This is a genomic window from Leeuwenhoekiella palythoae, assembly GCF_900130045.1.
Taxonomy (GTDB): Bacteria; Bacteroidota; Bacteroidia; order Flavobacteriales; family Flavobacteriaceae; genus Leeuwenhoekiella; species Leeuwenhoekiella palythoae.
Genome location: NZ_FQXT01000006.1, coordinates 104,103 through 128,263, shown reverse-complemented (window position 1 = coordinate 128,263; position 24,161 = coordinate 104,103). Strand labels below are relative to the sequence as shown.

General features: G+C 42.0%; 16 protein-coding genes. 4 read left to right on the top strand and 12 right to left on the bottom strand.

Going from position 1 to position 24,161, the window contains the following annotated elements; translation table 11 throughout:
• Positions 1 to 58 precede the first annotated feature (58 nt).
• The 7 genes from BUA96_RS15425 to BUA96_RS15395 all read right to left on the bottom strand — a co-directional run bounded on the left by BUA96_RS15425 (position 59) and on the right by BUA96_RS15395 (position 14,463).
• Positions 59 to 823, bottom strand: coding sequence for a glycoside hydrolase family 16 protein (locus BUA96_RS15425; protein WP_072984615.1), 765 nt, complete (start codon positions 821 to 823; stop codon positions 59 to 61).
• Positions 823 to 3,102, bottom strand: coding sequence for a beta-glucosidase BglX (bglX, locus tag BUA96_RS15420; protein WP_072984613.1), 2,280 nt, complete (start codon positions 3,100 to 3,102; stop codon positions 823 to 825). The genes BUA96_RS15425 and bglX overlap by 1 nt, the downstream gene beginning before the upstream one ends.
• Before the next feature lie 16 nt (positions 3,103 to 3,118).
• On the bottom strand, positions 3,119 to 4,765 hold the full coding sequence (locus BUA96_RS15415; RefSeq protein ID WP_072984611.1) for a family 16 glycosylhydrolase: 1,647 nt from the start codon (positions 4,763 to 4,765) through the stop codon (positions 3,119 to 3,121).
• Positions 4,766 to 4,785: 20 nt separating this feature from the next.
• On the bottom strand, positions 4,786 to 6,867 hold the full coding sequence (locus BUA96_RS15410) for a COG1470 family protein (protein WP_072984609.1): 2,082 nt from the start codon (positions 6,865 to 6,867) through the stop codon (positions 4,786 to 4,788).
• 18 nt (positions 6,868 to 6,885) lie between these two features.
• Complete coding sequence (locus BUA96_RS15405) at positions 6,886 to 8,358, bottom strand: RagB/SusD family nutrient uptake outer membrane protein (protein WP_072984607.1); 1,473 nt, start codon at positions 8,356 to 8,358, stop codon at positions 6,886 to 6,888.
• Positions 8,359 to 8,368: 10 nt separating this feature from the next.
• Positions 8,369 to 11,404 carry a SusC/RagA family TonB-linked outer membrane protein gene (locus BUA96_RS15400; protein ID WP_072984605.1) on the bottom strand — a complete coding sequence of 1,012 codons (3,036 nt, stop codon included), beginning with the start codon at positions 11,402 to 11,404 and terminating at the stop codon, positions 8,369 to 8,371.
• A 248-nt stretch (positions 11,405 to 11,652) separates the two neighbouring features.
• Positions 11,653 to 14,463 carry a triple tyrosine motif-containing protein gene (locus BUA96_RS15395; protein ID WP_072984603.1) on the bottom strand — a complete coding sequence of 937 codons (2,811 nt, stop codon included), beginning with the start codon at positions 14,461 to 14,463 and terminating at the stop codon, positions 11,653 to 11,655.
• Positions 14,464 to 14,661: 198 nt separating this feature from the next.
• On the opposite strand from BUA96_RS15395, the gene BUA96_RS15390 reads away from it, so the two are divergent.
• Positions 14,662 to 15,399, top strand: a complete 738-nt coding sequence (locus tag BUA96_RS15390) for a tyrosine-protein phosphatase (protein WP_072984601.1) — start codon at positions 14,662 to 14,664, stop codon at positions 15,397 to 15,399.
• On the opposite strand, the gene BUA96_RS15385 is transcribed toward BUA96_RS15390, so the two are convergent.
• The 4 genes from BUA96_RS15385 to BUA96_RS15370 form a co-directional block, all read right to left on the bottom strand.
• Positions 15,396 to 16,391: a polysaccharide biosynthesis protein gene (locus BUA96_RS15385; RefSeq protein ID WP_072984599.1), complete on the bottom strand. Its 996-nt coding sequence runs from the start codon at positions 16,389 to 16,391 to the stop codon at positions 15,396 to 15,398. The genes BUA96_RS15390 and BUA96_RS15385 overlap by 4 nt on opposite strands.
• Positions 16,392 to 16,393: 2 nt before the next feature.
• Entirely contained in the window at positions 16,394 to 17,536 is a 1,143-nt protein-coding gene (locus BUA96_RS15380; RefSeq protein ID WP_072984597.1) for an aminotransferase class V-fold PLP-dependent enzyme, read from the bottom strand.
• The gene (locus tag BUA96_RS15375; RefSeq protein WP_072984595.1) at positions 17,529 to 18,539 is read right to left on the bottom strand and encodes an MraY family glycosyltransferase; all 1,011 of its coding nucleotides are present in this window, start codon (positions 18,537 to 18,539) and stop codon (positions 17,529 to 17,531) included. The genes BUA96_RS15380 and BUA96_RS15375 overlap by 8 nt, the downstream gene beginning before the upstream one ends.
• Positions 18,540 to 18,698: 159 nt before the next feature.
• Positions 18,699 to 19,118 (bottom strand): OsmC family protein, encoded by a 420-nt coding sequence (locus BUA96_RS15370; RefSeq protein ID WP_072984593.1) that lies wholly within the window; start codon positions 19,116 to 19,118, stop codon positions 18,699 to 18,701.
• Positions 19,119 to 19,251: 133 nt separating this feature from the next.
• Here BUA96_RS15370 and BUA96_RS15365 point away from each other — a divergent pair, with 133 nt between their 5' ends.
• Positions 19,252 to 19,725 (top strand): hypothetical protein, encoded by a 474-nt coding sequence (locus BUA96_RS15365; protein ID WP_072984591.1) that lies wholly within the window; start codon positions 19,252 to 19,254, stop codon positions 19,723 to 19,725.
• Between the two features lies 1 nt (position 19,726).
• Positions 19,727 to 20,500: an aldose 1-epimerase gene (locus BUA96_RS15360; protein ID WP_072984589.1), complete on the top strand. Its 774-nt coding sequence runs from the start codon at positions 19,727 to 19,729 to the stop codon at positions 20,498 to 20,500.
• Here the strand turns inward: BUA96_RS15360 and BUA96_RS15355 are convergent.
• Positions 20,497 to 23,424 (bottom strand): FAD-binding and (Fe-S)-binding domain-containing protein, encoded by a 2,928-nt coding sequence (locus BUA96_RS15355; RefSeq protein WP_072984587.1) that lies wholly within the window; start codon positions 23,422 to 23,424, stop codon positions 20,497 to 20,499. The genes BUA96_RS15360 and BUA96_RS15355 overlap by 4 nt on opposite strands.
• A gap of 139 nt (positions 23,425 to 23,563) precedes the next feature.
• On the opposite strand from BUA96_RS15355, the gene BUA96_RS15350 reads away from it, so the two are divergent.
• A complete protein-coding gene (locus BUA96_RS15350) occupies positions 23,564 to 24,055 on the top strand; it encodes a hypothetical protein (protein ID WP_072984585.1) in 492 nt (163 codons plus the stop codon).
• Positions 24,056 to 24,161: the final 106 nt, after the last annotated feature.

Genomic DNA, 24,161 nt, shown 5'->3' with positions numbered 1-24,161 from the left:
AAAAGGCCTTGCGCATCACACAAGACCTTAAAACAAACAACGTATTTATGAAACTAAACTAAGGTTCTAACTGGTATACCCGTACATAATCTATCGCATATTCCTGCGGAAAAATCGAATCATCTACTTCGGGCCCACCAAAGTTTCCGCCGATGGCCAGATTAATAATGAAGTAAAAAGGCTGGTCAAACGGCCAAACTGCTTTGGTCTTATCTTCAGGACTATACACAAAGACCGATTGATCATCTACGAAAAACTCAATTTGCTCCGGTGACCATTCTGCTGCATACACGTGATAGCCCTCTTCAATATCCTCAAACTTCGTTTTTTTACTGAAAGCACTATCGCCGTGCCCCGCAGGCACGTGTAAGGTGGTGTACACCATATCTTCCTCTCTACCCACGTACTCCAAAATATCGATCTCGCCACAAGCCGGCCAGCCAACTTCTTTAATATCGCTTCCCAACATCCAGAATGCAGGCCAAATCCCCTGTCCCACCGCTACCTTTGCACGCGCTTCCATTCTTCCATACTGAAATTCGTGTTTTCCTTGTGAGGTTATGCGGGTTGAAGTGTAAAGATCTCCTTCCTTTTTTGCGGTAATAATCAACTTGCCGTTTTCTAAGCGGTGATTCTCTTTGGTATAAACTTGACGCTCATTATTTCCCCAACCACAAAGATTAGGGCAACCGTCTCCAAGTTCAAAATTCCACGAAGTGAGGTCTAAGGCATCGCCGTTAAACTCATCAGACCACATCAATTCACGCTCTTGTGCGTGAACTCCGAAACTGATTATTGCTATAACTACTAGAACTTTTTTCATCACTTTTTATATTGAAAGCTTGCTTCTTTTAAATCCCTTGAATTGCTTCCCAACATCACTTTGAAGCTTCCTGACTCTGCTTCCCAAGTATTGTTAGCAGTATAGAATTCTAAAGTTTTTGCTGAAATTTCAAACGTCACTTTTTTAGTTTCTCCGGGCTTTAAGCTTACCTGCTTAAAGTCTCGTAATTCTTTGACGGGACGTGTTCGGCTTGCAACCAAATCTCTAAGATACAGCTGTACCGTTTCTTTACCGGCAACAGCTCCTGTATTGGTTAATTCTATAGTAACCTCTAGTTTTTCTTCGCCTGAAAATTCACTTGCGCTTAGGCTGATCGCTCCATATTCAAAAGTTGTATAGCTCAACCCGAAACCGAAAGGAAACAAGGCTTCACGCGAACTGTCTTGATAACCTGAATAGGTCACCATATCGCTCGCAGGTCTTCCTGTATTTTTTTGATTATAGTATAAAGGTTCTTGACCTACATTTCGTGGAAAAGATATCGGTAATTTCCCTGACGGATTGTAGGCTCCAAAAAGTACATCTGCAATGGCATTACCCGCTTGCGAACCTAAAAACCAAGTTTCTACGATCGCTGAAACTTCTTCGTTAGGCTTACTTATATCTAAAGGACGGCCATTCATCAATACCAGCACCACGTTCGGGTTTACTTTGACGACCTCGTCAAGCAATTCCTGCTGAACACCGCGCAATTGAATCCCGGTTTGACTGCGGCCTTCACCGGTTTGAAAGGCATCTTCACCTAAAACCATAACAACCACCTCAGACTTCTTGGCGGCTTCAATAGCTTTAGCAAAGCCGGAAGTATCAGTATCATTGATTTCTAGCGGCATCAAGAAACTACGTTCTCCCATTCCTAAATCAGCACCTTTAGCATAATTGATTTGAACCTCTTTGCCCACCGCGTTTTGAATTCCTTCTAAAACAGAAACCGCGGAATTCTTATCGGCCTGAGCGCGCCAGTTTCCTAATGGGGAATCTTTATCGTCTGCCAACGGACCGATCACGGTAATACTTTCTAACGCTTTACTTAGTGGTAAAACCGAATTTTCATTTTTGAGCAAGACGATGGATTTACGTGCTATATCTCGGGCAGCTTCAAGGTGCGCTTCTGCAAGTAATACTTCTTGTTCGCGTTGTGCATCACTGTATTTATACGGATCTTCAAAAAGTCCCAGATGAAATTTCACTCTTAAAATACGTCGTACCGCATCATCTAGAAGGGCTTCGTCAATAGTATTCTCATTCACCAAAGGCTCAAGTGCTTCTTCATACACACGGCCTTCCATATCCATATCACTACCGGCAACTACAGCCAATTCGCCCGCCTGCATTTTATCTTCAGCATAGCCGTGCGGAATCAGCTCGGCAATAGAACCCCAGTCTGAAACCATAAAACCTTTATAGTCCCAAACGCCTTTTAAAATATCACGCTGCAAGTAAGTCGATGCAGTTGAAGGCACCCCATCGATCTCGTTGAACGAGTTCATAAAGGTCGCTACACCAGCTTCGGCAGCTGCTTTAAACGGCATCAAAATCGCATTTTGCAACTCAGAAGTCCCTACGTTTACCGTGTTGTAATCTCTGCCTGCTTCGGCAAAGCCATAACCTGCAAAGTGTTTTGCACAAGCGGCAATGGTGGCAACATCTGCCAAATCGCTGCCTTGAAAACCTTTAATGCGTGCCACACCGATTACCGCATTGAGATAAGGATCTTCACCGGCACCTTCCATAATACGACCCCAGCGTGCATCGCGAGACACATCGATCATTGGTGCGAAAGTCCAGTGCACTCCGGCCGCGGCTGTTTCTTTAGCGGCGATACTTGCACTTAATTCCATCGCGTCGAGATCCCAGCTTGCGCTTTCTCCTAAAGGCACCGGGAACATGGTTTTATAACCGTGAATCACATCATAGCCAAAAAGCAACGGAATCTTCAGTCTTGAATTTTCCATCACGACCTGTTGTGCTTCGCGGGTAGCTTCAGCAGTGAGTACATTCAGCATAGAACCAACTTCACCATTCTTAAGTTTTTGAAGTTTGGTTTTGGAGTCGATATCAGATGGCGCACCGGTTACATCAAAGCTTCCGTTGTATTGCACCATTTGACCTACCTTTTCCTTTACCGTCATCAATTCTAGAATCGAATCAATTTTGTGCTCTACCACAGGATCCAAATCGTTGATTCCTTTGGTTTGGGCTTCTGACGCAAAGAGCGGTGCAAAAACTGCGATCAATACAATTTTGAACTGTTTCATCGTTTTTTCTTTCAAATTAATCGCGCTGGTAGACGCGTACATAATCTACTTCCATAGCGCTCTGAGAAAAAGAGGCATCGACATCACCTCCAAGATTTCCACCCATAGCGACATTGAGGATCATAAAGAAGTCCTTGTTAAAAGGCTTGGTTTCGTCATTTTGAAAAATGTGATACAACTCGTCATCTACATAAAAACGAATTTGCGTCTCAGTCCATTCTGCCGCATACACGTGGAATTCACTACTTACCGTTTCTACTGTTGTTGCTTCTGAAATTGCATTTGCTCCAGAATTCCCGGGGAAATGCAGCGTAGATAAAACCTCGTTCTGATTGCGACCTACGTGCTCCATAATATCGATCTCTCCCGTTCCCGGCCACGGATTGGTCATATAATCTGCTCCCAACATCCAGATCGCAGGCCAAGTACCAACACCTTCCGGTAACTTGGCTCTGATCTCATAGCGACCAAAAGTAAATTCCTGTAAACCTTCAGACTTCAAACGTGCCGAAGTAAAGTCAAATCCCATATAACTTTCGCGTTGCGCAGTGATCTTTAATACTCCGTCTTCAACCACTACATTGTCGCTTCGGTCTGTATAATATTGTAATTCATTATTTCCCCAACCTGCTTGACCATTGCCTAAATCATAGGTCCAGTTTGCAGGATCAGGAGCACCGTCAGTGTCAAATTCGTCTGACCAAACTAAGTTTGGAAAATCATCTTCTTCCGCTTGCGGTCCGCTACCTTGCACCGGCTTTTCAGCAGTTAAAATGATATACCACGCCAAACCTTGATCGTTGCCTTGTATTGCTCTAAGTAGCATACGGTTTTCGGTGAGTGAAAGAATCTCATATTCATTGGTGCCAATATAATACCCGATAAAACCATCGTTTGTAAGGGTCATCGTGGTACCACGCTTGCGCTCTGCAGCAACCACAGATTCTGATGGTGCTAAGCTCACCGCACGCTCGCCAGAGGTATCAAACTCATAACAGCTATCGTCTGGTGATTGCCCATTAACCACGCTCGCATAGCTTCTGTTAAAGAAACTTGCCCCGTTGTTATCATACTCATAGGTCAAATCTTCACCGGTCGTGGTACTGAAAATAAACTCATCGTCATACGCACAGGTCGCCGCTGGAATATTGGCCAACGCAAAAGGCTCTGTAAATGAAAAATACGCCCAAAAGTAGTTTTGCGTAGCATCATCATTATTAGGCCCCACACCCAAATGGTTGGGTTCACTTGCTGCCCAATACCAGGTTTTGCTTCCGCCACCGGTTAACAACTCGATCGCTTCTGGATCTGAGAAATCGCTTTCTACCGTTACTTCTACTAGCTTCGAACTATTCACACCTCCCTGACCGTACGCCATTACCGTTATCTGATACGTATTGAGTCCGGATTTTGTAAAGCGCTTTGTGTACACTCCACTAGGCGCAACCGCTGTGGTTCCGTCAGGAAAAGCAAATCTGTAGGTCACCGCATTGTCTGCGGTTGCGGTAAAGGTGACGTTTCCTGAGCCATCTTCCGTTACATCCATAGTCACCTCAAGATTTTGGGGTACCAGAATTTGCTCCAGAGTATTGTCATCATCCTGACAGCCTACTGCTAAAAACAGCAGCAAGCAATAGGATGTTATTTGAATTATCTTTTTCATGATATCTTATAATTTAATTCCTAGTTGTGGAAGTATACGTTGTCTATGTAGAAGGTTCCGCCATTATCAGGCTGCACATCAAACTTGAATTGGAATACATTAGTTATCGAAATTCCCTGATCAGTAAATGCTGAAAGAGGAATATCGATACTCGTCCATTCTCCGGTAGTCACTTCTAAGTTTACCGAACGCTCTCCTGAAGTATCAATAATGAAAAATGGAATGCTTGCATAATCTGCAGACCAAACATCGATATGCACAAATTCGTATCCGGAAGCATCATACTCTCCGCCAAGATCGATTCCTTGATAGTTTGCGTTTCCGTATTTAATTGCAGCGTCTCCACCTAGATCTACTTGCTCATAGGTTGTTGATTGCCCCCAATTCGGGTAATAGTTCACTGATGCAGGATCTGTATACGAGTCACTAAAGATCGAAAGCACATTTGCCGCATCAAAAGTGGGTGCCGGTGCTGCCGCTTCTGGGTTTTCTGGCGCTGCAGCCGCTTGGTTGTAGAAGTATAAATTATCTATGTAGAAGGTTCCGCCGTTATCAGGCTGCACATCAAACTTGAATTGGAATACATTAGTTACCGAAATTTCCTGATCAGTAAATGCTGAAAGCGGAATATCGATACTTGTCCATTCTCCTGCGGTTACCTCTAGGTTTACCGGACGCTCTCCTGAAGTATCAATGATGAAAAACGGAATGCTTGCATAATCTGCAGACCAAACATCGATATGCACAAATTCGTATCCGGAAGCATCGTACTCATCGCCAAGATCGATTCCCTGATAGTTTGCGTTTCCGTATTTAATTGCAGCGTTTCCAGCTAGATCTACTTGCTCATAGGTTGTTGATTGTCCCCAATTTGGGAAATAATTTACCGAAGTAGGATCTGTATAAGAATCACTGAAAATCGAAAGCACATCTGCCTCTGCAGCTTCCGGAGTTGGCGCAGCCATCATTGGCTCAGTCGCACCGCCGGTTTGCTCTACATCGTCGATGTAAAAGGTTCCTGCTGTGGTACCCGGACCATCCACAAAAATCACCATCGTTGCATATTGCCCAGTAGGTACAAAAGGTTCACCTACACCCTGGCTTCCGTCGATGTAGCTTTTTACAGCTTCGGTAGCAAAATCAAAGCTTAAAGTTTCCCATCCTGAACCACTATGGGTTTTGGTGATCTCGTTTTGACGTTCTCCGTTAAGGCCTCCTTCAAATTTCAATAATACCGGAACTTCAACATCAGACCAGAATTTCAGAGTGATGGTTTTATTCGCTCCGCTGAAGTCAACCGGAGTACCTAAAGTGAATGCTCCACCTTCGTACTGTGCACCGGAATTTGTGATCCCTCCTACGTTAGATTCAGTAGTGTTAGCTCCGGAAAGATCAGGATTGGTTACCACTTCAAAAGCAGCACCGTTAAAGGTTCCGAACGCGTAATTTACAGTAGGATCATCAAAGGTGATTGGTAATGCCATAGGATCTACAGCACCGGTAATCGTTACTGTTTTAGTCAATTCAATAGTATTTACACTCGCGCCCTTAGCCACAACACGTACCCTATAATCGCCGGGTTCTTCATAAGTAAACTCTGCAGCGCTACCAGCCATAACCGTAACTGCTTCTTCCTCATCACTTGCACCAAAATACACATCAAACATAGTTGCGTTGTCTGCTGATGGTGTGACCACAGCAGTAAGTCCGCTCACGGTAGTTTCAAAATCCAGATTTTCTGGTGCCGTAAACGATACTTTGATCATCTGGTTGAACTCGCTGGTTAAACCTGTTGCTCCTGTTGCCGTGATACGCACCAGATACTCCCCTTCGGCATAGGTATAAGTCGTGCTTTCTCCTGCGTTTATAGTAATTGGTGTTTCCCCTTCAACACCAAAATCTATGGTAAAGGTTGAAGCACCTTCTCCTACCGGAGTAATAGTTACCATCCCCGTATCGTCCTGTGTGATCGCAAAGTTTGCGGTAACACCGGTAGGTGCAGAAATTTCTTGTAATGCATAATTTGTAATTACATCATCTTCACAAGCGGTAAAGATTTGGGCTACTGCCAAAAATGCTATTAGTAATCGTAAAATTTTCATCGTATCCTAGTGTATTAATTAGTATCCTTGATTTTGTTCCCAGCGATTTCCAGCCAACTGAATCTCTATTGTTGGGATTGGGAATAATTCGTTTTTATTAGCTGTAAAGCCCGGTATGTTTTGTGCCGCTCTGCCGGTACGTACCAAGTCGAAGAAGCGGTGTCCTTCACCTACAAGTTCTAGCCTTCTTTCTTCTAAAATAAAATCGGTAAGCGTGGCGCCACTTGCAGCTATGTCGTGATCGGTATCGCCAAAAGCACGACGACGTACACGGTTTAAGTATTCTCTTGCCAAGGCATCGTTAGCGTTTGCCTTACGGTTGTGTGCCTCTGCTGCCATAAGCAACACATCTGCAAAACGAATAGAACGATAATTGTTAGGATTGGTAAGATTGGCATCTCCCAAATTGGCATCCCCTTTACGCGCAATGTATTTTCGGTTATAGAAGCCGGTATGCTCGTAACCTTCATTGTACGTAGCGCCGTTTGCAGCGGCAAATTCTTCGATATTCAAAATAGCGATATCGCGACGCATATCTCCCGGCTCAAAAGCATCATAAGCTTCCTGTACAGGAACGTTAAAGCTGAATCCTGAGTCAAATAAAGGTCCGCTGTAATTACGGATTCCGTTGAAACCAACCGCGACATTTCCTTCACTACACTGCAAGCATCCAAAACCTGCTCCTTCTTTATCGGTGTATTGTACTTCAAAAACCGACTCGATATTGTTCTCTCCTTCCAACTCAAAAATGGTGGAATAATCGTCTACCAAGTCATAAGGACCGGCGATCACCTGGTCTAAAGCGCTTGCAGCTTCGGTAAATTTATCTTGATACAGATAGGCTTTCCCTAACAATGCTCTTGCGGCTCCACTGGTGATTCGGCCTTCTTCTGCCTGAGTTGCCGGAAGCGTTTCCGCAGCAAAAATGAGATCCTGCTCAATTTGGGCGTAAACCTCTGCTTTCGGAGTTCTATCAACATTAAATTGATCTCCAAATAAAAGACGTTGATCTACCGCTAACGGCACATCACCAAACCATTTTACCAATTCAAAATAATAGTAAGCACGTAAAAAACGCGCTTGCGCAATGATTTGATCTTTTCCTGAAAAATCGATTTTATCCTGAAATTCCAGAATGTAGTTTGCACGGTTTACTCCGGCAAACATCCATCCCCAGATGTCGCGTAGTTGCTGATTGACCGGGGTGTGGGTCATATTATCAATTTCCTGAATCCCCGGCGTGTCGGTAGCGCTCTCGCCACCGGCAAGGGTATTGTCTGAAGCAATCTCACCGACCATTACATTCAAATAGGTTGCTTGTAACAGATCGTACGCGCCAACTAAGGCTTCCTGATAATCTTCTTCAGTATTGAAAAAATCTTCTGAATTCTCATTGATAGGGTCGACTTCTACAAAGTCGTCCCCGCAAGCCACCATGAGCACTGCGGCTAAAAGGCTTAAAAATGCACGTTGTATATTATATTTTTTCATCGCTCTTCTTTTAAAATTTGAAGTTCATTCCTGCAGTATATGTACGTGGCACCGGGTAAAACCCTTGGTCGATTCCGCCACCAATCGGTGCTCCCGAAGAAGCTGAAGGATCGTATCCTTTATACTCTGTTAGCGTAAACGCATTGGTCACCGCCAAGTAAAAACGTAGTTTTCTAATGCCTAATTGATCTAAGACTTCATTGCCTAAACTATAACCTAACTGCACGTTTTGTAATCTTACATACGAACCGTCTTCTACATAAAAATCGGAGAACAACAGGTTAGAGTTAGGCCCAACGGTTACGCGTGGATAGCTGTTTGTAGATCCCGGTCCCGTCCAACGGTCTAAGACATAATTGGTTTTATTGGTCAGGTTTTGATTACGGTCGTACGAGCGTACTATGTCATTGCCTATGGAAGCAAATGCATAAGCCGTAAAGTCAAAATTCTTATAGTTGAATCCTAAATTAAGACCCATCGTAACATCTGGAATTGGGTCGCCAATATTCACACGATCATCGCCATTAATGACACCATCTCCGTTTTGATCTACGTAGCGTAAATCTCCCAAGGTAGCATCGGTTTGTGTTGCGTGCGCATCAACTTCAGCTTGAGATTGAAAAATACCGTTGGTTTGTAAACCGTAGAAATACCCGATTGGAAAGCCGGCTTCCATACGTGCAGGCGGCTCCTGACCGAAACCAAAACTTCCACCCGGAATAAAGCCACTTTCATTTCCTACTTCAAGCACTTCGTTTTTCAGTGTGGTGAAGTTGTAGCTCAAATTGAATCCCGCATCGTCACCAATTGGCTGATCATAAGAAACCGAGAATTCTAATCCTTGGTTCTCAACACTTCCGGCATTTACGATTGGAGCTCCTGCACCCGGCGCATAAACTCCTAAAATTCCCGAAACCTGAGGCACTAGCAATAAATCATCGGTACGACGCTTAAAATAGTCCATCGTAAGATCGATCCGATTATTGAACAAGCGTGCATCAAAACCGACATCAAAGGTCTTCTGACGCTCCCATTTAATTTCAGGGTTAGAAAGCTGACCAGCAGCAACTCCGTTCACGAGTTCGTCATCAAACACGTAAGTTCCTTCTGCATTAAGTGTAGAAACGTAACCAAACGCTCCAATACGGTCATTACCCAAAATACCGTAACTCGCTCTAAGCTTTAAAAAGTTGAGCAAATCGCTAGAACCGAAGAAGGGTTCATCACTCGCCACCCAACCAATAGAAGCCGAAGGGAAGTAACCAAATTTATTCTCCGGTCCGAAGTTTGAAGAACCGTCACGGCGTAACACTGCTGAAAGCAAATAACGCTCTTTGTAGTTATACTGAACACGCGTAAAATAAGAAAGCAAGCGCTGATCAAACTCAGCAGGGCCACTGATGTCACGAGCATCGATCACCTCGCCTGCACCGTCAAGTGTAGCTTCGCCAAAAGCAGTTCCCGGCACGTCTCGTCCTGTGAAATTGTAAAATTCACCACTGGTTTTAAATGCAGACATCCCTAATAAAACGGTAAGGTTGTGATCATCTGCAAACGTATTCTGATAAGTCAAGAAGTTATCAAACGTATAATCTCTAAAGAAACTGTCGTTTACAAAATATTGATTTACCCCCAGATTGTTGAAGACTTTTCCGTCTCCAAAATTCAATCCTGCCGGTAAATAACTACGCCCACGCACTTCAGAATAGTTGAACTGATAGCGTGATTCTGCCGTAAAATGATTCCAGAAATTATACGAAAGTCCAACCGTCCCAGTAAGCTTATCTACCTCGTTGGTATTAAAGGTATTCGCAATTTGCGCGATAGGGTTGATCACCTCATTCCCTAGACCGTTTGCAATCGTAAAATCCCCATTGGCATCACGAACACTGAACGTAGGCGCCATATTCACCGCATTGAACAACACAGATCCCAATGCATTTTCAGAAAGGGTTTTTCTATTGGAGTGCGTATAGATCGCTGTTGAAGAAAACTTGAGATTTTCTAAAATATCATAATCGTAACTTCCTCTTCCTGTAAAACGGTTGAAGTTTACCGCTCCGCCTCCAACAATTCCATCCTGATCTAAATATCCTGCACCTACAGAATACGCCGATTTTTCACCACCACCATATACGGTAGCATTTATATCTGAGAGTAAGGCTTGTCTAAACACCTCATCCTGCCAGTTGGTTCCTTGACCAAGAACCGCAAGATTAGGGAATGGCAGCGCCTGATTGCCCGCTGCGTAAGCCTCGTTAATGATCACACCATATTCGGTTGCATTAAGCACCGGAAGTTTACGTGTGGTTTCTTGCAGACCTACATACGTATCAACGTCTACACGGAGGTCACTGTTTTTACGACCTCCCTTTGTTGTGATCAAGATCACACCGTTTGCAGCTCGCACCCCGTAAATACCGGCTGTAGCATCTTTTAAAACATTGATGCTCTCGATATCATTTGGGTTGATCACACTAAGATCTTCGATCACCGCACCGTCAACCAAAATTAAAGGTCGGTTGTCTCCGTTGGTAGAAATACCACGGATAGATATCGTAGAAGCACTACCCGGCGATCCCGAATTGGAGCTGATATTTACCCCGGCCACACGACCTTGTAAGGCTTGTTCTACCCGCACAGGGTTTTGCTCCTCAATTGTTTCAGAACCTACAACGCTTACCGCACCGGTAATTTCTTTCTTCTTTTGCGTTCCGTAACCAACCACGACGACTTCATCTAGTGCACTGGTATCTTCAACCAATTGCACGTTAAGGTCTGCAGCCCCATTTACGGCTATTTCCTGAGTTTGAAAGCCCAAATAGGAAAACACTAAAATGCTCGAAGACGGGACATCTAAACTGAAAAGACCGTCAAAATCTGTACTTGTTCCTGAGGAAGAACCTTTCACAATGACATTCACTCCCGGCAGTGGCATTCCTGACATATCTGTCACAGTACCTGTAACGCGCACTTCGGTACCGGTCTGGCTAAAGAGCCCCGAAGTGAGCAACCCGAATAAGATCAAGGATAAAAATGATTTCATAAATTTTAATTTGGAAATCAAATCTATTTTATAACTATATCGTATTCGAGAAAACGACCTCAACAAAAAATATACAGATGCTTAATTAAATCGAAAATGCTTCAATTTTTAGCGCAAACGCTTTCGCTATAAGGCTTTTTAGCAGTTGTTAAATTTAGAAATGTAAAGGCTATAAATAGCTGTAAATAAAATTACTATCGTTTTCGTATAGGTAATGTATAGGTGATTTTAAGAATTGATGAGGTGATCTAAATCGACAAAATATACTCAACAAGACTTTCTTCGTGTTCTAACTCCATTTTCTTGCGTAAACGGTATCTTTTGATTTCTACACTTCTCACAGAAATGTTTAAAAGAGGCGCTATTTCTTTTGAGGATAAATTTAGTCTAAGGTATGCGCAGAGTTTAAGATCGTTTGGAGTAAGTTTAGGATGCTGCTCTTTAATTTTCTTTAGAAAGTCTTTATCTGCATTATTGAATGCTTCTCTAAAAAACTCCCAATCCTTTTTAGGGTTCAGGTTTTTATCTATAATCTTAATTACGGATTTCAATTCATTTTCTTGAGTATCCGAATCCAATTCTTTTTTAATAGCATTGAGCAATTCGTTTTTCTTAACAATACTCATCGTGGAAGCGGCCAATTCACGGTTCTTGCTTTCTACATCTTGTTGCAGTTTCTCATTCTCCAGTTTCATGATTCGGCGCTCATTCTCATAGGTTGCTACTTCCAACTTACGCTGATTGATCTCAATTAGCCGTTCTTTTTGCCTTTTATAAAACTTACGGTTAACGACCTGAATCCCTATAAATATTAAAACAAGAAGTACTCCGTAAATTATAATCGCAACCACAGACAAATACCACGGGCGTGCTACGGTAAAAGAATAGTGCAGCGTGTTTTCTGATAATTGATCCCCTATGCGTGCTCTAGCTTCAAAGGTGTACGTTCCCGGTGGTAAATTTTCAAACGAGGCCGTAGCACTGGTTGACCAATTGGTCCATTCTTCATACAATCCTTTTAAACGATACTGATAGACGACTGCTCTAAACTTCTCGTATTCTGCTACACTAAAATCAAAAGCGAATGTATTTTGTTTGTAATGAAATGCTTCGGTAGTTGTTTGATCTAGTGTGACCAATTCTCCTTCGCGACTACCGTTCTTCATTGTTCTAAGCTTTATAGAGTACTTTTCATCGCTAAGCTTTTCGGTATCTAAAACAATATAACCCGTTGCATTACCCAGCAGATAGGTATTTGCGTCTAGATAGGTAATGTTTTCAAAACCGGGAATATCCTTTCTTGTTTTTGCAGGCAAGGCGATCCTTCTTACTTTAAGCTGATCTGCAAGAATTCCGGGCTCAAAATACAGCACTTCCTGCTCATTGAAAGCCCACAGCCTATTATTGCCGGTGTCATAGGTAAGTTTACCCGAAGAATAGCCTCCTGATTCTAAAAACGTACGAGAAAGTAAGCTGTCTTTTTCAAAAACTTTCGCGGACTTATTCAGTCTAAAAATCCCTTCCTCATAGGCGTATAGCACTTCATTATTGTATTTAAAAATACTGGACTTAGCACCTTTAGGGAGCTGCTTCAGGAGTCTGGATTCAGTGATCGTTCTAAAGCTATCATCAATATTCAATTTAAAAACCCCTTTATATTCGTGGCTTACATAAAGCTCCTGTGGACCGCTAAAAGCAAAATACCTGCTCGAGATATCAAAGCCTTCCAGTTTATTGCGTAACTGCCATCCCGTTTCCTTTCGCTCTAAAATATAGAGTCCGCTATAATTACCCTGAATCGCGAGCGTATCGTTCAATTGATGCACATCCCAGGTTCCGGCAATATTAGCTATGGGAATCACTCTATTCTCTTCTACACGAAAAGTTCCTTCGTGATGGCCACAAATAAGCGCATCACCCAAAATGTTCAACCTCCACACCTGCCCTTTAGTATCCGGAATAAGTTGATATTCCTCACTGGCAGCAGCATCCTTTTTATAAAAAAGTCCTTGGTTGGTTCCCAGATATAAATAGCCCTTATGCTTCTTTGCCGCATAGACCGCCCCTAAACTCCCGTCATAATCGGTATACACTCTAAAAGCCGAATTGCTATTAACCACACTGATCCCGTTATCCAGACCAAGCCACACGTGTGCCTCCTGATCTTCCCAAAGACTCAGTACCGTATTGTTAGAAAGTCCTGAAACCTGATCAATTTGATACTTTATCTTTCCCGAGGCATCAAGATGGTACAGGCCGTTAGATATTGTTCCTAAAAGCAGGGTTTGATCAGATAGTTGAAGCGCTGCATACACCGTTTCGTTAGCAATCGCATCTTGTGCTTCATAGTTCCAAGACGACATTTCGCCATTAGGCTTTAACTGAAAAATCCCGTGTTTTTGGGTGACTACCATTAGTGTATTATCCTTGCTATACAATGCGACCAACAAGTAGTCTGAAAACGGCAATGCGTCAGCTATCAATACGGGTTGACCGTTCTGAAGTTGGTACAAACCCAAACCTTCCTGTTGAAAATAAACGGATTTCCCAACTAGAAAAGACCGTACAATAGCCGATTCTGAATCAATGATTTGAAAATTTGAAGTCTCTGTATTGTAGCTGTAAATGCGATCTAAAGATTGAAAAAGAATGAGGTTATCAACCAAAATAATATTCCAAAACTGCTCATCTTCAATAAGTGGCTCATCTAATTTATCGCTTAACGACGTATACTGCAACAAGCCATTACTGCCACGCTCCCAATAGCCAAATTCCATGTACGCCCCTGTGTAAATCAGATCACCTTGAGTCGCAACGGACCGCATAATGGTTTTATTAGAAGTAGGGTACAAACGCCATTTGGCGCCATCATACTCGAGCAATCCCGAATTATTGGCCACGTAGATAAGCTTATCCTCCCCTTGTGTAATATCCCAATTCTGGTTTTCCGCATTGTATTGCTCGGGAGTAAAATTAAGTACAGGCGGCAACTCTTGGGCAGTGCTTGTAAAAATAAAACACAACCAAAACAGCATATATAAGGGTCTCGTAAATCGCATCACCGGGCAATATACTCAATTAGCTGCAATCTTTTTATGCGTTCTACCACATCAAGAAGCGTGCTGATTCTTTCCTCCAGTACACACATCTGAAACGTAGAGAACCTCTTTTTGCGGAATAGCATTTTAAATTAAACTAAATTTTACGTTCTTTATCTCCGCTTAGAATTGTTTACTTTTGCCAAAAATTTCAGCTTAATGTTCTCTATTTTCAGTTCGAAAAAATTTCTTGCCGCTAAACTGGGTGAATTCACCGATATTCATAATCATATTTTACCGGGAATTGACGACGGAGCTAAAACTCCCGAAGATTCTCTTCAGCTATTAACGCAGTTTAAGGAAATGGGTATTACCAACCTCATTTGCACACCGCATACGATGAGTGATTATTACCCCAATACGCCTGAGACTATTTTAGATGCTGAAGCTACGCTGAAAACCTTTCTAAAAGAAAACGGCCACTCGGAGTTCAGCATCCGGTCTTCCTCAGAATATATGATGGATTCCGGCCTTGTAGATCTTTTGGAGAACAAACAGATCTTACCGCTAAAAGACAACTATGTTTTGGTTGAAATGTCGTATTTACAACCCCCTGTAAACCTTAGAGAAATCCTTTTTAAAGTAGGTAATTCTGGTTTTGTACCTGTTTTGGCGCATCCTGAGCGTTATGCTTTTTATCACGCCAAATACGATACTTATAACGAACTTAAGAATATCTGTAAATTTCAGTTGAATGCTTTATCTATTAGCGGTTACTACGGACCCGGTATTGCTAAAATCGCGCTGAAATTACTCAGCGAAGGAATGTATGATTTTATCGGTACAGACACGCACCATATGCGTCACGTTGAGAATTTGAAAAAGGTGAAATTTGCCGGAAAATACGAGCAAGATCTCGATCGAATCATTAGCAATACCAATGCTAATTTTAGCTAAGCTATGGCAAGCTTCTGAAGTAATACACGTGCTTCAGCGTCCTTAAATGCTTCAGCTGCCTTAATACTCTGCGTTAGCATTTCTATATCAATTTGCGTTGTGGAAGGGGCGATACGTAGCAAGACATCATTATCCATTGAATGTACCGTATCGCTTTTTAAGTGCAGAAGTTCTTTTTCTTTTTCATACTCCGGAAGCGCTTTGTTTACTACCGGATACTCTGACAAAGAACTACCTAACAATTCTTGAACCCAATGATTTGCAATTTGTGCTACGGTCTGCACCGAAAAATGCTTTGGGATAAAAACTCCATCGCTGTGCTCACTATCAAGAATTGCAAGGACCATTGGTAATAACTGATCTTTGTGGATATAAGCGCGTTGAACATCATTCCCTTTTATTTCCAACGGAAGATTTTGCTTTATTCGCTCTTTAAACACAGGAACCACAGAACCCGAAGAATCGTATACATTGCACAAACGCAAAATACTAAGCTGTGTCGTTATATTTTCCGTCTTTTTAAAAAGCAAATATTCTTCGACCACTTTTTTCGTCATTCCCATTATACTCACCGGCTCAACAGCCTTATCGGTTGAAATAAAGATGAATCTTGAGATATTATGTTTGCAGGAAGTATCAATAAGTAATTTGGCGCCCTTAATATTTGTTTTCACCGCTGCACACACATTTACTTCCATTAAAGAAACGTGTTTATAGGCCGCTGCGTGGAAAACGAGATCGATGAGGTGTCTTTCAAATAACGCCGCAATAAAAGTAGCATCACAAATACTTTCTAGGTAATAGGTCAACTTCACCTTCGGAAAATGTATCGCCATTTCTTGTAGTAAGCTATGCATTCCCAATTCGGAGATATCTACCAGAATCAATTGCTGGGGTTCGTATTGCGCTAGGCCTAAAACCAGTTCGCGGCCAATGCTTCCAGCGGCGCCGGTTATGAGAATGGTTTGGTTTTTAAGCTCAGAAATCTCCATAATTAAGCCGAAAAATAAGCATTTATTGCCTGCTGAATTCGGTTAAGATCCTCTTTTATCAAACCACATCCAGATGGCAGACACAATCCGGTCTTCCATAAGGTCTCTGCGTTCTGCGCTCCAAAATAATGCTGTTCATCATAAATCTCTTGAAGATGCAAGGGCTTCCACGGGAAACGGGATTCAATACCTTTTTTGGCTAAAAAAGCTTGAAATTGTTCCGGATTTTTGGTCGAATTACTTCCTGTAAATCGAATTACAGTCAGCCAATAATTCGCATAATATTCCTCATTTTGAACGCTGAGTACTTCAATTTCTTCTATTTCGGCAAAGCATTCCTGATAAAACTGATAAAGCTCCCGCTTCTTTTGAATTCGTTCTGTGAGCGTTTGTAACTGACTTAAACCAAGCGCTGCATTTAATCCCGGCATTGCATAATTAAAGCCTACCGCATCGTGTTCAAATCCTATTGCCGTACTTTTTGCCTGACGCGACAAATGCCGGGCTTCCTCGGCCTCTTGAGTATCTTTACAAATCAGCGCACCACCGCCACCGGTCGTGATGATTTTATTACCGTTAAAGGATAGCATTCCATAATCGCCAAAAAGTCCACAAGGTTGATTCTTATACTTACTCCCTAAAGCTTCGGCAGCATCTTCGATCAATGGAATCTCATAATCTTTGCAAAGCCTGGCTATTTCTTTTACTTGACAGGGAATCCCAAAGGAATGAACCGCAACCAGAGCCGCCGGCTTTTTGTTTTGTTTTAGGCACCATTTAATAGCCTCCTTTACATATTCAGGAGCAAGATTGTAGGTACTCTTTTCACTATCAATAAATACAGGAATCGCACCTAAATAGTCTATAGGATTTGCCGAAGCCACAAAACTCATCGTTTGGCAAAGCACAAAATCGTCGCGTTGCACTCCGGCTAATTTTAAAGCTAGATGTAAGGCTGCCGTTCCTGAGTTTAAAGCCACTACTTCCCGCTCCGTTTGAAGAAATTCTTGAAGTTGCTTTTCAAATTTTGTCCCCGTGGGCCCACCGGAAGTTACCCAATTTTGATTGACAACCTCAGCAAGATAATCTACCGCCGTGGCCTCAATAGAAGGCAATGCAAGCGCTATTTTTTTTGGCTCATCCATTGCTGCTTTCTTTTTGATAAGTGAACTTCTTGATCAAACTATTGAGATAGAAATGCAGTACTATACTAAATGCGACTTGTACCACCAGAAATAACGACACTCCTAAAAGAGGTTCTAAATACCAAGCCCCAAATACATTTAATAATGTCAAAATCACCACAAGCGTTACAATTCTAGAATGGCTGTGTCCCAATCGCAGGAGCGAAGAATAACTGTGTAATTTATCTCTTTTGAAAAGTGATTGTTTACGGCTTAGTCGCAAAATCAAGACGCGAATCGTATCTGCAATGGGAAACCAAAAAAGCGCAAGTAGAACTGGTAAACGTTGCTGAAATGAGTCTAATTGCGTGTTGTTGATATTCAGATCTGCTTCTAAAAAGAAAATTCCTAAACAAGCACAGCAGAAACCAATGAATAATGAACCGCTGTCCCCCATAAACAACGCCGCCGGCTCGCGGTTCAATTGCCTAAATCCGAATAAAGCAGCAGCCAGACACATCAAAAAGACTCCCGAAAATGGCGTCTGAAAATACAATAACCCTAATATAAATACGAGTGCTACTGCCGTCGCCAACCCGTCAACGCCATCGATAAAATTAAAAGCATTAGTTAAAAAAGTGATCATCACGACACTGATCAAAACACTCAAAGCATAAGGTAACCGAAAAAAACTGTGTTCTAACAATACCGACTCTAACCGCAAATCTCCTAAAACCACCACTGCAGTAATAATTGCGATCTGAAAAAGAAGCTTAAGCAACCATCCCAAGGGTTTGAGGTCGTCAACTAAGCCCAATAAAAACATCCCTATTGCTCCCATCATAAAATAGAAATAGGCACTGTTGATTATAATTTGGTCAAATAATACAATTGGTAGCACAACACCAATTATCAATGCTATTCCTCCTGAGGCAGGTACCGCCCTTTGATGTAGTTTTTTTCCACCTATATCATCAATAAAATACCGCGCTAACTTCTGTGTACATAGCAATCTCCCGACCATGAAACTGGTTAAAAACGCTATCACTGCCGGTAAAATGTAAAGGACTAAAGGAGACACTTCTTATTGTTTTGTTCGTCAAAGATACACTTTACACCTTTGCTTCTTACGCATAAAAAAACCTCCCGGTGGGGAGGTTTTAAATTTATATTGAAGATTTTGTTATTCTTCTAAGCTTGCATCAAGACTGATCTCAGCATTTAACAATTTTGAGACCGGGCAATTTTCTTTTGCTTTGGTTGCGATCTTTTTAAAGGTTTCTGCGTCACATTCCGGTACTTTACCTACTAAGGTCAAGTCGATTTTGGTGATTGCACCATCCTCAAAAGTTACGTTAGCGTCCGTTTTTAGATCTTCGGCAGTGTAGCCTTCTTCGCCTAAAAATGCGGTCAATTGCATCGTAAAGCAACCTGCGTGTGCAGCACCAATCAATTCTTCTGGGTTTGTTCCTTTTCCGTCTTCAAAACGAGTTGCAAAACCATATTTTGATGCGTCTAGGACTTTACTTTCAGTAGAAATGGTTCCCATTCCTGCTTTGATTTGCCCTTTCCAGTTTGCTGATGCTTTTCTTGAAAATTTCATAATTATTTTTCTTTTTTTTGTTTAGTCTAAAAGTAGGCATCAACGGCACCGCATCCTAGTACTTTAGATATATTTTAGCGTTTAAAACCCAAGTATTAACGGGCTTTAACAGCATTTTGGTTAACTTGCAGATATGAAAGCAGCTACGGTTACGCAGTTAAAAAAAGAACTCAAACACAAAGATGAAGACGAACTTCTCAACATTTGTTTAAGGCTCTCAAAATTCAAAAAAGAGAACAAAGAACTGCTCACCTATTTGCTTTTTGAATCAGATTATGAACCGGGTTACGTTACGCTTATCAAAGAAAACATCGATGAGCAGTTTGAAGCACTCAACACGCGAAATTATTACTGGATGAAAAAGTCGATCAGAAAGATTTTGCGCGAGACCAAGAAGTACATCCGTTATTCGGGAAATAAAGAGACCGAAGTACAACTTTTGCTTTATTTCTGTGAAAAAATGCAAGCCGTACGCCCTGCGATTCGCAATAACAATACGTTGCGTAATTTGTATTTACGCCAACTGGAATACATTCATAAAAAGATCGGAGCCTTACACGAAGATTTACATCTCGATTATTATAACGCCTTAGAAAAGCTGAACTAAAATGACACAACTACAACTAAACAACCTTAACGTAAGCATTGATAAAGGTCAACTTTCAAGTTTTAAGAAAGACGACTATGAGTATATTCACCAAGTGGGAAGTCCCGGCTGGGGAAAATCTGACGATGAGATGTTTCCTATAATCGGCCCTACAGACGAAGCCAATTTTAAAGTAAAAACGCCCAAAGGTGAGGCTATCCTAGATCAACACGGATTGTTGCGCGAACTCACTTACACGCTTACTTCTTCAACCACCACCACAGCGGTTTTTGAAAAACAGTATACTGCGGGAACCAAGATTAAAAATTCGAAATTCCCTAAAAAATCTACGGAAGAATGGCTGAGCTGGCCGTATGATTTTGTGTTTAAAAAGCAATTCAGTCTTAGTGAAAATGGGCTTACAATTGATTTCGTCATTAGTGGAGAACCGGAAATGCCTTTCATGCTGGGGTATCATCCTGCCTTTAAATTGCGTACCGAAAAACCTACGGTAACCCATCCTAACAAAGAGATTTCCTTAGCCGAAATTATGGCGGTAGGAAGCCGAGCCTTTCAAGTGCCCGACTGTACTGAAATTACGCTCAACGACGAAAAATCGATCACACTTAAGTCTGAAGGTTTTGGCAATTTTATGCTGTGGACCGAAGTCACTAATATGGTTTGTGTAGAACCGGTAAGCTTCTATCCATACGCAGTAGCACAAGAAAACCTGAATGAAGGCTTTCAAACCTTACCAGAAGAAGGAGTAACTTTTTCTGTTTTATTAGAAATCTAAACCAATGCATTTTTTAAAATAGTAACGGGATGCTGTGCTTGGCGCTGTGTCCCGTCTTTTATTTGATGCCTACAGCTCGTACCGGGCGCGGCGATGAGCGTATCTTCTGAAGCCTTGCGTACCGCAGGAAACAAGGTTTGCTCTCCTATTTGCATACTCAACGCATAATGTTCCTTTTCATATCCAAATGATCCTGCCATTCCGCAACAACCAGACGGAATGATCGTAGGCGTATAATTTACCGGAAGGTTTAAAACGGAAAAGGTGTGTTCTATTCCGCTTAAGGACTTTTGATGGCAATGCCCGTGAATCTTCAGTTTTTTGGCTTCGGTGGTAAAGGAAGTCGCTTTAATGCGTTCTGCTTTGATTTCCGCACTTAAAAATTCTTCAATAGTAAAGGTGTTTTTAGCTAAAGCTTTTGCCTCCTCAACGTCTTTTGCCAAACGCAAATATTCATCCCGAAAGCCTAAAATCGCTGAGGGTTCAATTCCGATTAAAGGATGCTCCTCATCAATAAGATCTTTAAAAATAGTGATGTTTTTTTGAGCAGCTTTGCGCGCTTCCTTCAAAAAACCTTTAGAAATAAAAGAACGGCCGCTCTCGGCGTGCGCCACTATACGCACTTCATAATTGAGTCGCTGTAATAAGATCACGGCGTCTTCACCAATTTGAGCATCCAGATAATTGGTAAACTCATCGGCAAATAAATAGACTGTCTTGATCGATTGTTTAGGGTTGAAAGCTTTCAATTTTTTAAAACGCGCTCTCAGGGTTCGTTTAGATACCGGCGGAAGGCTGCGCTCTGGAGCAACTTCGAGTGTTTTCCTGATAAATCTTCCACTCAATTTAGCTTTGTATAAGCGGTTAGTAACCCCCGGAAGCACTGCTCCTACTTTATTTAAATAAGCATTAAATGCAAACGCTCGTGTGCGTAGCGAACTCCCGTTCTCTTTTTTATATTGATATTCAAATTCGGCTTTTAAGGCTGCGACATCCACATTACTGGGGCACTCACTCGCACAAGCTTTACAGCTTAGGCACAGGTCAAAAACCTCTTTTAACTCTTTATGGTTAAAACTGTTTTTACGTTCAGATTTGGTTAAGAATTCGCGTAAGGCATTTGCTCTTCCACGCGTGGAATCTTTTTCATCGCGTGTAGCGCGATAACTGGGACACATCGTGCCGCCGGCAGCCGGTAGTTTTCTACAATCGCCCGTACCGTTGCATTGTTCTGCTGCGCGTAAAATTCCTTGGCTATCGTCAAAGTTAAACAGCGTATCTATTTCCGGTTCTTCTCGATCTGGAGTGTAGCGCAGGTTCTCGTCCATCGGATTAGCATTCACCAGCTTTCCGGGATTAAAAATATTATGTGGATCAAAGAGTGTCTTTATCTGCTTTAAACGCTCATAATTGGCACTGCCAATCATCAGTTCTACAAACTCCCCACGCACGAGTCCGTCGCCGTGTTCGCCGCTCATCGAACCTTGATATTTTTTAACCAAGTTTGCTACTGCGGTGGTAATCTTTCTAAAAAGCTCCACATCATCTGCTTTCTTTAAATCAAGAATAGGTCGCAAATGCAGCTCTCCGGCACCTGCATGCGCATAATACACCGCATCCTGTTTAAAGTCGGCCATCAGCGCGCTAAACTCATTAATGTAAGGCGCAAGATCTTCTAATGCCACGGCGGTATCTTCAATACAGGCTACCGCCTTACGGTCGCCTACAATGTTTCCTAATAAACCTAAACCCGCTTTTCGCAATTCCAAAGCTTGATTTATTTGCGAACCTTCAAGGGTAGGATAAGCATAGCTCAAACCAGAATTGTCAATGGTTGCAATTAATTCCAAAGCTTGTTTGCGCGCATCGTCTAGCGTATTTGCACGCACTTCTAGCATTAAGATCGCAGCAGGATCGCCTTCAATAAAAAAGCGGTTTTTTTGCTGCTCCCGATTATTAAGAGTACAATCAAGAATTACCTTATCCATCATCTCGCACGCATACAGCTTATGTTGCATCGCGGGCACTACAGCTTCTAGGCAGGCCGTAATACTTTCAAAATGCGCCGCGACCATCACTCCGTGTTTTGGAGGAAGTTCGTCTAATTGCAACGTAATTTCTGTGGTAAATGCGAGCGTCCCTTCACTTCCCGAAAGCAACTTGCACATATTAAACAGCTGCTCGCTTTCTTTATTGAAAACCGAATTATCAAGCAAAGCATCCAAAGCGTAACCTGTATTTCTGCGATGGATTTCAGGTTTGGGAAATTTAGATCGAATTTCCTCTTGCGCTTTTGCATTGTTGAGTTGGTTGTAGATTCGGCTATACAGCTTTCCTTCAAGCGTATTCAGCTTGCGTTTCTTATGGAATGCTTTTGCTGAAATTTCTTGGAAACGTACGGTACTGGCATCACTTAAAATGGTTTTCAATTGCAACACCTTATCGCGTGTTACGCCATATTGAATAGAAGTAGTTCCTGAAGAATTATTACCCACCATTCCACCGATCATACAACGGTTTGAGGTTGAAGTATTCGGTGCAAAAAATAAACCGTGTGGTTCAAGATAGCGATTCAACTCATCGCGTATCACACCCGGTTGAACGGTAACCGTTTTATTCTGAACGTCTAACCAAATTATTTCAGTAAAATATTTAGACACATCTACCACAAGACCATCACCCACGCACTGTCCTGCAAGAGAAGTCCCGGCCGTACGCGGAATAAGACCAATCTTATTTTTTTCAGCAAAAAGAATAAGCTGCTGTATATCCTGCTCACTTTTAGGAAACGCAACACCAGCGGGAATTTGACGATAAACTGATGCATCAGTCGCATACAAGGTTTTATGCAAATCATCAAAAAATAAATCGCCGTCAAGGGATTCTTTAAGTTCAGTTAGCGCTTCTGTGAGATGTGTAATCATAGGCTAAAGGTACAACTATTACCGGTCTTTATCGTTAACAAAACCTTAGACAAGCTTAACAAAATATTGGCGCAACCCCTGTAAACACTGATGCTATTCAAGATTACATTTGCAGTACTAACATTTAAAAAAAACACTTATGAAAAAATTACTTATAGCTTTTGTAGTTATCGCAGGATTTTCATTTTCTGCCCAAGCACAGGATATTGCTCCTAACGCGTTAGGACTTAGATTAGGAGACAGTGACGGTTTTGGTGCTGAAATTTCGTATCAGCGTGCACTTGGCGGAAACAACCGTTTAGAGCTTGACCTTGGGTTGAGAGATGGAGACAACTACGATGGGTTTAAACTTGCCGGTTTGTACCAATGGGTATGGAATATTGACGGTGGTTTTAACTGGTATGCCGGTGTAGGTGGTGGTCTTGCATCATATGGTTATGACGACAATCGCTATGACGATGATACCTTTGTATTTGCTGCTGGTGACATAGGTATTGAGTATGATTTTGACATTCCGTTAGTGTTATCACTTGATTTCAGACCTGAGATAGGTTTTGGTGACGGAAATGATTATTATGACAATGACGATCTTGATTTTGATATTGCATTAGGTATACGTTATCAGTTCTAATAAAACATATTGAACCGAATAAAAAATCCCGCTTTATCGAGCGGGATTTTTTTTTTGGCACTGTCAAAAACTTCTATATTCTAAGACTTAAAACTCGCAATTAAAA